8 protein-coding genes are annotated in these 8,795 nt (G+C 40.1%); 1 reads left to right on the top strand and 7 read right to left on the bottom strand.

Going from position 1 to position 8,795, the window contains the following annotated elements; genetic code table 11:
• Nucleotides 1–354: 354 nt before the first annotated feature.
• The 7 genes from adk to mrcB all read right to left on the bottom strand — a co-directional run bounded on the left by adk (nucleotide 355) and on the right by mrcB (nucleotide 8,415).
• Entirely contained in the window at nucleotides 355–1,008 is a 654-nt protein-coding gene (adk, locus tag Q0212_RS16340; protein WP_297927505.1) for an adenylate kinase, read from the bottom strand.
• Nucleotides 1,009–1,068: 60 nt separating this feature from the next.
• Nucleotides 1,069–2,346, bottom strand: a complete 1,278-nt coding sequence (ccmI, locus tag Q0212_RS16345) for a c-type cytochrome biogenesis protein CcmI (RefSeq protein WP_297927507.1) — start codon at nucleotides 2,344–2,346, stop codon at nucleotides 1,069–1,071.
• Entirely contained in the window at nucleotides 2,339–2,800 is a 462-nt protein-coding gene (locus tag Q0212_RS16350) for a cytochrome c-type biogenesis protein (protein ID WP_297927509.1), read from the bottom strand. Before Q0212_RS16350 ends, ccmI begins: the two co-directional genes overlap by 8 nt.
• Nucleotides 2,791–3,342 (bottom strand): DsbE family thiol:disulfide interchange protein, encoded by a 552-nt coding sequence (locus tag Q0212_RS16355; protein WP_297927511.1) that lies wholly within the window; start codon nucleotides 3,340–3,342, stop codon nucleotides 2,791–2,793. Before Q0212_RS16355 ends, Q0212_RS16350 begins: the two co-directional genes overlap by 10 nt.
• Nucleotides 3,339–5,315, bottom strand: coding sequence for a heme lyase CcmF/NrfE family subunit (locus Q0212_RS16360; RefSeq protein ID WP_297927513.1), 1,977 nt, complete (start codon nucleotides 5,313–5,315; stop codon nucleotides 3,339–3,341). The genes Q0212_RS16355 and Q0212_RS16360 overlap by 4 nt, the downstream gene beginning before the upstream one ends.
• A gap of 125 nt (nucleotides 5,316–5,440) precedes the next feature.
• A complete protein-coding gene (locus Q0212_RS16365) occupies nucleotides 5,441–6,070 on the bottom strand; it encodes a tetratricopeptide repeat protein (protein WP_297927515.1) in 630 nt (209 codons plus the stop codon).
• Between the two features lie 8 nt (nucleotides 6,071–6,078).
• On the bottom strand, nucleotides 6,079–8,415 hold the full coding sequence (mrcB, locus tag Q0212_RS16370; protein WP_297927517.1) for a penicillin-binding protein 1B: 2,337 nt from the start codon (nucleotides 8,413–8,415) through the stop codon (nucleotides 6,079–6,081).
• Between the two features lie 150 nt (nucleotides 8,416–8,565).
• On the opposite strand from mrcB, the gene Q0212_RS16375 reads away from it, so the two are divergent.
• The coding region (locus Q0212_RS16375; protein ID WP_297927519.1) for a hypothetical protein at nucleotides 8,566–8,795 on the top strand (230 nt) is incomplete at its 3' end.

An 8,795-nucleotide genomic window follows, 5' to 3' on the forward strand; every position in this document is an offset into this window, starting at 1 on the left:
GAAGACACTCTTTCCCTACACGACGCTCTTCCGATCTAAATTTAAAATTATTTTCCAAACGACTGGAGGTATTTCAATCACCCGCCGATCACTCAAAAACTGTCGCAAATAACGACGTACAGCTTGAGGAGTTGGCGCATCAGGTGTGCCTAAATTAACCAAAACAACGCCTAATGGCGGTGCTGAATTTGCCTTCATGTTTTTATCTCTGATTCTAAAAATGGCTTGATTTTATGGATAATAAAATCTTTGTCTCTAGCACAAAATAAAAAAGGCCGTTAATCGGCCTTTTTTTGTGCTACCCCCCTGCCTTCGGCATCTCCCCTTAATAAGGGGGAACTGAGGGGGAGTGTATTATTTTAATACAGAAGTGACTTTAGCACTAATTGCTTCAACAGAGCCAACACCTTCAATACGTGCGTATTTTGGTGCAGTCGTGTCACCACTAGCGGCTAATTGTTGATAGAAACCCACTAATTGTGCCGTTTGCTGATGATAAACCTCTAAACGTTTTTTAATCGTTTCTTCTTTATCGTCATCACGTTGCACGAGGTCTTCGCCAGTCACATCGTCTTTACCATCCACTTTAGGAGGATTGTGTTGAATATGATATACACGACCAGAGTTTGGATGTACACGACGGCCAGATAAACGACTAATAATTTCTTGATCTGGCACAGCAATTTCAACAACGTGGTCAATCGCAATACCAGCATTAATTAAGGCTTGAGCTTGAGGAATAGTACGTGGAAAACCGTCAAATAAACAACCATTGACACAATCTGGCTGAGTTAAACGCTCTTTTACTAAACCAATGATAATTTCATCAGAAACTAAACCACCCGCATCCATAATTTTTTTAGCAGCAACACCCAATTCAGTGCCTGCTTTTACTGCGGCACGCAACATGTCGCCTGTAGAAATTTGTGGAATTTGAAACTGTTGAGTAATTACTTGGGCTTGAGTGCCTTTTCCTGCACCAGGTGGGCCTAATAAAATAACACGCATAATGCTCCCCTAATTTAAAATAAAAAGCAAAAATTTTGCCAAGTTTACCATAAAAATTATTTACGGCTTTACTTGATTAATTAACAATTCAATGTGTTGTAGCTTGCCGTTTTGTGTGACAGGCACTGCTATCGCTTCTAAATCACCACTTACTCCTTGTGGAGTACCTGTTTTGCTAATTCTTGCACCCACCACAACCGATTCAACAGTCGATAGTTTCATGGTCGGCATCATACTTTGTTTATCGGTTAATGCAACTACTAGCGGAAAACGTCCCACAGGCTGACGAACAACGGCTAAAGGTATAGGTGAACCATTTAAAGCACGCGCAAAAACAAATAAGGTATCATTTGGCTGTAAACGAGACTGCAATTCTTTTGCCAATTTCACCGTTACTTCAATACCAGTTTCATTTTCAGCTAATTTTTCACCACCTTGTTGAGCAATAGCAATCGCTTGATCTATTTCTGTTAAAGCTTGTGATTGACTTTCGCCTGTGCGTTGTTTATGCACTTGTTTTAACTTAGGTAAAAACACTAAAGCACTGGCATAATCGCCCGAGCGAAACGCTCCCATGCCCATTAATAATAATGCACCTTCATGCTCAGGATGTTTATTTAACACCTGCATCAATAATTCTCGACTTTTAGTGCTAAGTTGACCTTGTTGAGTAAATACTAAAGTTTGCGCATAGGTTAAGGCAATATCATCACGTGTAGGGTCTAAACGATTGGCATTTGCTAAAGCAGTTAAGGCTAAATCGGGTAATTCGCCTTGAATATAAGCCATCGCCAACATATACCAACCATCAACATTATTAGGATTGGTCTGCAATTTTTTTTGCATCACTCGAGCAAAATCCGCTAAATTTTGTTTGGCTAAACGTTCAGGCTCAATTTGTTTATTAGCAAATAAATCATTAATCAGTGGCTCAGTTTCGGTTTGTACTTGCCACCAACGCCAAATTTGATTATGTGGCATAAATGTCCAATACGCACCAGCTCCCAATAATGGAATTAACAAACCTAAAGACCAAATAAGCCCTCGTGAACTACTCGCTTGCTGCTGATTTTTTTGCTCCATTTGTTCGGCTAATGATAATAATTGACGCTCTAATTCTGTTTTTAATGCAACAAATGTTTCTTCATCAATTTTACCATCAATCTTATCTTGTTCTAATTCTGCCAAACGCTCTTTAAAAACCCCAATATTTAATGCTAATAATGAGCTGTTTTGTTCGCGTGCCGAACGTAATAATGGCCAAATAAAAACTAAAGCAACGATCAAACTTAATGCGGCTGCACTACTAATAAAGGCTAAAGAATATGAGTTAATCATGACTATTTCGCTTTAATAAAGCCGCTAGACGGGCAGACTCTTCGGGCGTTAATGCGGAGGCATCAGGTTTAACTTGGCGACGACGGAAAATAATAATCAAAACCACCATCACTAATAAAATAAATGGCCCAAACCACAATAAATAGGTTGTTGAACGGACAGGCGGTTTATAGCTAATAAAGTCTCCATAACGATCAACCATATATTCACGAATTTCGTTATCGGTTTTGCCTTCTTGTAACAGTTGATAAGTACGATCTTTTAAATCTTTGGCAATCGGTGCATCTGAGCCTGATAAGTTTTGATTTTGACACTTTGGACAACGTAACTCACCAACGAGAGCCTGAAAACGCTGTTCTTCGGCAGGCGTTTTAAAATCATAAACTTCAATTGCTGCATACGTTATTTGCCAATAAAGACTGAACAAAATCACCATCATTGTTTTTATTGACATGCGCTCACCTCCCCACCTGCTAATAATTGCTGATAACAAGGGGCAAGTTGGCTTTGCCAAATCGCGGCATCAAATACGCCAACATAACGATAACGCACATTGGCATTTGCATCAATTAAATAGGTTTCAGGTGCGCCATATACGCCTAAATCAATCCCAATATCACCTTTACGGTCAGGAATAATCAAACTAAAAGGATTACCACGTTTAGCCAAATAAGCCAAAGCATCTTGTGGATCATCTTTGTAATTCAGACCGATAATCGGAATACCTTGTTTAGACAATTCAACTAAAGTTGGATGCTCTTCTTTACAAGAAGGACACCATGATGCCCAAACATTAATAATCGCTGGTTTACCTTTAATATCCGCTAAAGAAATAGAATTACCTTCTAAATCTGTCACGGCAAAATTAGGAAATGGCTTGCCTAAACGTGCTGAAGGTAAAGCGGTTGGGTCTTGTCCTAAACGTGTCATCAAAAAGGCAGCAACTGCTAAAAATAAAACAAGGGGGAACGCCCATACCAGTGCCTTCATTTTCATTTTGTCGCTACCTGTGCTGAATTAGAGACTTTTGCGTTTTGGCGCGCTAAACGATAACGCTTATCAGTCATTGCTACACCGCCACCCAAAGCCATCACCAAAGCACCTAACCATAACCAGCGAACAAATGGTTTATAATAAACACGAACTGCCCATTGGTTATTGTCTAATGGCTCACCAATAGCCACATACACATCACGCAACAAACGGCCATCAATCGCCGCCTCCGTCATAGAACGATTTTGCACCACATACAAACGTTTTTCGGGATACAAATATTCAATTACTGCACCATTCTTTAATACCGCTACTTTTGCTTGTACTGACTCAAAGTTAGCCCCATTATATTCACGCACGCCTAACCACTCAAATTGGTACATTCCAACATCAACTTTGTCATTCATGCCTAAACGTACATCTTTTTCGACACTATAGGTAGAGGTTAATGTCACACCAATAACCGTAATTACTAAGCCTAAATGCGCGATTTGCATTCCATAATAACTACGCGACAAACGTAATAACCCTGCACCAAAGCCTTGTTTTGCTGTTTTTGCTTTCAGATAAATATCACGGCTAATTGATAACACAACCCAAAAACATAAACTCAAACTCAAAGCCACACGAATGGGGGCATCACCAAAATAGACTAAGGGAAAAACAATACCCAAAACAATACTAGCTAATAGAACTTTCCATAGGGGCAAAAACTCTTTGGCTTGATGCCGCTTCCAGTTAACCAAAGAACCCAAGCCCAAAAAGACTAATAACACTAAGGTAACAGGCACAAATAAGGCATTAAAATAGGGAGGGCCGACCGAAATTTTGCCTAATTTTAAGGCATCAGCGACTAAGGGAAATAACGTACCTAATAACACGACTGTTGTTGCCGTAATTAATAATAAGTTATTAACTAATAAAAAAGATTCTCGTGATAACCACGCATAACGACTTTCACTATTTAAATGGCTAGCACGCAAAGCAAATACTAATAAAGACGCACCAATAACAGCGGTCAAAATCCCTAAGACAAACATACCCCGTGCAGGATCAGCAGCAAAGGCATGAACCGAGGTTAATACGCCCGAACGTACCAAAAATGTGCCCAATAAACTTAAGGCAAAAGCAATAATGGCTAGCATGACTGTCCATGCTTTAAATACCCCCCGCTTCTCACTAACTGCTAAGGAGTGCAATAATGCTGTACCTGCTAACCACGGCATAAATGAGGCATTTTCTACAGGATCCCAAAACCACCAACCGCCCCAACCTAATTCGTAGTATGCCCACCATGAACCAATAGCAATACCTAAGGTTAAAAATGCCCATGCTGATACAGCCCAAGGCCGAGACCAACGCGCCCATGCAGAATCTAAGCGACCACCTAATAAGCCAGCCATCGCAAAAGCAAATGGCACAGTAAAACCAACGTAACCCATATACAACATTGGGGGATGAATAATTAAACCAATATCTTGCAATAAAGGATTGAGGTCTGCGCCATCAATGGGAAAATCGGGTAATAAGCGATTAAAAGGATTAGAAGTTAAAATCACAAAAGAAATTAACGCGATACTCACCATACCCATAATGGCTAAAACACGGGCGATCATTTCACGTGGCAAACTACGGCTAAATAACGCAACAGCCGCCCCCCACCATGACAATACTAAGACCCATAATAATAATGAACCTTCATGTCCGCCCCATACCGCAGAAATTTTATAATAATAAGGAAGTAAGGTATTAGATTGCCGAGCAACATAATCAATCGTAAAGTCGTTTTGCAAAAAAGCGACTGTTAAACCGACAAAAGATATTGTTAAACAAAAAGCTTGAAGTAATGCAGCAGATTTTGCGCTACGCTGCAAACTGACATTAGCAGCATAAACGCCATACAACGGTAAGGTAGCTTGTAATAACGCCATAACTAACCCTAAAATCAGGGCAAAATGACCTAGCTCAGCAATCATCTAAGACTCCCATAGGCAAGGGGAATTTAATCAGGGCGCATAATACGCACTAAATGCAGATTGTCTAGGCTATTATCGTTATTATTTTTCTTTAGATAGTCATACAGCAATAACACAAGTTAAACTTAACCTCGATCACCTGCCATTTCTAATTGCAAGGCTTTATTTCTTGCCTGATTTGCCGCGTCTTGTTTGCCTTGACGTTCGGCTGCTTGAGCAACTAAATGCCACAAAGCGGCTTGTTGGGCATTACCTTGAGCATATGACAAGCCTTTACGGGCTAATTGTTCGGCCTCAATGGTTCGACCTTGTTGCAAACGAACTTCGGCAAGGCGTTGATAAACAGTTGCCGATTGTGGTGCTAAACGTTGGGCGCGCTCTAAGCTGGTCGCTGCTTCCTCTAACTTGCCCACACGTAAATGCTCACTTGCTGTTACCAACAAGCCTTGCACCGCAGGCATATCCCGACCGTCAGCCAATTTTCTATTAGGTTGGACAAGCACTGGTGGGGGTAATACGGGTTTAGTAATCGTTGGTGTGGTGACGGGTAAATCGTCTTTAGGCTCAACGCGTTCTACAGGTGCAACAACCACAGGCTGTTGTTTAATCGTTGACGTTGGCTTGCTGATGGGTTTACTAATCACTTGCGGTTTATTGGCTTTAATGGGTGCAGAGTTTGTTGGCCAACTATAATCTGCTAAATGTTGGCAAGCCGTTAGATTTAACGCAACTAAGGAAATATAAACAGCACGCATGACCATTATCACCTAAAAATATCTAAAACTTTATTAACAGACCCATTTACAATCGCATTAATTGGATCATTAGCAGGCGATTTATCTAAGGCACAATCACTGGTTGCAGTTACAGAATCGGCGATAATTGGCACTAAAATCGCATCAGCACAGCCTTCGGCACTCAATTTTCCTGTTGAACGCTCCAACCATTGCCATTGTACACTTTCAGGTTGTACCGTTTGTAAAGAGACAGGTTTGAGCTTGCTCATAATATCGGTCCAAATTGGCAATGCACCTGTTCCGCCTGATAAACCAGTGGTTTTGTTGTCGTCATTCCCTAACCATACGACTGCTAAATAATTACCTGTATAACCTGCAAACCATGCATCACGCGCTTCATTAGTTGTGCCTGTTTTACCTGCCATGACTAAATCTTTGGGCAATTTTTGATAAGCAGAAGCGGCTGTACCACTAATCATTGTTTGCTGCATGGCATAGTTAATTAAATACAAAGGTGCTGGCTCAAAGACTTGTTTAACCTCTAAACCATTTCGTTTCAACTGTTTACCTTTGGCATCCACCACTTCCAAAATAGTCCTAGGAGAGCTTTGAAAACCATTGGCCGCAAACGGTTGATATAACCTTAAAACTTCCATAGGTGATAAATTTGCCGTCCCCAATAACAACGATGGATAATTGGGCAAATCTTGGGTAACACCTAATTGTTTGAGGGTATTAATGACTGCTGAAATGCCAACATCTTGACTCATACCCAAACGAATCGTTGCTTGGTTATAAGAATGGGCTAAAGCATCATATAAAGGTACAATACCATGTGATTGATGGTCATAATTTTCAGGCGACCAAACATCGCCACTCTGACCTTGTACTTGTACTGGCCCATCATCAATCGGTGAAACTAAGTTATATTTGCCTGTGGCTAATGCGGTTAAATAAATCGCTGGCTTAAACAAAGAGCCAACTTGCCGTGAAGCATCAATGCTTCGATTAAAACCCGTAAATGTGCCATAACCACCCACCACCGCTAATAATTCGCCATTTTCAGGATTGGCGATCACCACTGCCCCTTGTAAAGCTTGAGTACGTTTGCCTGCGGCTCGTAATTTTGCGACTTGTTGGTTAAACGCATTTTGGGCAACGGTTTGAACTCTGGGTTCTAAGGTGGTAAAAATTCTTAAGCCTTCTGAATTTAAGTCATCTTCTTGATATTCTTGTTTTAATTGACGACGGACAACATCTAAGAAAGCAGGAAACACGCTTAAACCTGCAGTGGGAGCTTTTAAAATTCCCAAGGGGTTAGCTTTGGCTTTTTCGTATTGATTTTGACTAATATGGCCATCTTTTAATAAATTATGCAAGACGACATTTCGACGCTCTAAGGCACGCTCAGGGTTACGCCAAGGATTATAATAAGAAGGCCCTTTCACCAAACCAACTAACAGGGCGATTTGATGCATAGATAATTCGCTAATTGGTTGGCCAAAATAAAATTGAGCAGCCAAACCAAAGCCATTAATCGAGCGATTACCATTTTGTCCTAAGTTAACTTCGTTTAAATAGGTTTCTAAAATTTCTTTTTTGTCATAATGCACTTCTAATAAAAATGCCATTAACGCTTCATTCACTTTTCGTTTTAAGGAACGCTCATCGGTTAAATAGAAGTTTTTAACGAGTTGTTGGGTTAAAGTGCTGCCACCTTGGCGCAACTCACCACTGGTTAAATTGACAAAAATAGCACGCAATGTGCCACGAATCGATACACCATGATGATGATAAAAGTTTTTATCTTCGGTGGCTAATAACGCTTCTTGTAAATACTTAGGGGCATCTTTAAGCTGCATTAGCACTCGGTCTTCATTATGCTTAGGATAAATACCGCCAATGACTAGTGGTTCTAAACGAACAATACCTTTACTATTTTGTTGGGTACTAGCCAAATCACTGATGGTATTGCCTTGAAAACGTAATTTTAAAACTTGTGAACGCTCAGTATCATCACTAAACACAAAACCACGCGTATGAATATATAACTCACCATTTTGCTCGCTATATACGCCTGCATTATCATAGTTGGCCTGTTGGCGATAATGAAGTAACTCTAACTCGGCCAAAATGTCGGCTTTACTGAGATTTGCGCCGGTATATAGCTCTAAAGGACGACTATACACTTTGGCAGGAATTGCCCAACGTTTGCCTTCAAACTTACTACGTACTGTACCATCTAGCGATAAGGCATAAATACCCAAACCTACGGCACATAACATACCAAGCATAATCAGCAATAACAGAATGGTTAAGATAAAACCTTGTTCAGATTTTTGGGATGTATGCTGTCGAGTCATAACTTGTTACAAGTTTAAAATTTGTTGCATTGTAACCTGAGTCTTAAACAAATGTGATGCGTTTTTGTGAAACAAGAATGAAGTTTTAGAGGATTGTTATATGGTTAAATTATTTTTAAGATACTTTTATTTGTTGTTCTCACAATAACCATGACCAAAATACCTGCCAATACAAGACAAAAATACCTTTTGCGTTATTTAGCCACTCAAAGTCACGACAAAAAACTGAGTGAAATTTATGCGGCTGTTGCTCATTATTATCCTCAAGAACAAGCTAGTAACAGTCAACGAATGCTACAACGTGATTTAGAAAAATTGCGAAATGATAACCTTATTGAACTGACTGATAATCGTTGTTGGAAAATAGGTAAACTTCCCTT

Origin of the sequence: uncultured Agitococcus sp. (assembly GCF_937920075.1) — a bacterium.
Lineage (GTDB): Bacteria > Pseudomonadota > Gammaproteobacteria > Pseudomonadales > Moraxellaceae > Agitococcus.

What these genes read in the sequence shown, in the direction of transcription:
- adk (WP_297927505.1), bottom strand. Translation starts at nt 1,008, where the DNA reads ATGCGTGTTATTTTATTAGGCCCACCTGGTGCAGGAAAAGGCACTCAA.
- ccmI (WP_297927507.1), bottom strand. Translation starts at nt 2,346, where the DNA reads ATGATTAACTCATATTCTTTAGCCTTTATTAGTAGTGCAGCCGCATTA.
- Q0212_RS16350 (WP_297927509.1), bottom strand. Translation starts at nt 2,800, where the DNA reads ATGTCAATAAAAACAATGATGGTGATTTTGTTCAGTCTTTATTGGCAA.
- Q0212_RS16355 (WP_297927511.1), bottom strand. Translation starts at nt 3,342, where the DNA reads ATGAAAATGAAGGCACTGGTATGGGCGTTCCCCCTTGTTTTATTTTTA.
- Q0212_RS16360 (WP_297927513.1), bottom strand. Translation starts at nt 5,315, where the DNA reads ATGATTGCTGAGCTAGGTCATTTTGCCCTGATTTTAGGGTTAGTTATG.
- Q0212_RS16365 (WP_297927515.1), bottom strand. Translation starts at nt 6,070, where the DNA reads ATGCGTGCTGTTTATATTTCCTTAGTTGCGTTAAATCTAACGGCTTGC.
- mrcB (WP_297927517.1), bottom strand. Translation starts at nt 8,415, where the DNA reads ATGACTCGACAGCATACATCCCAAAAATCTGAACAAGGTTTTATCTTA.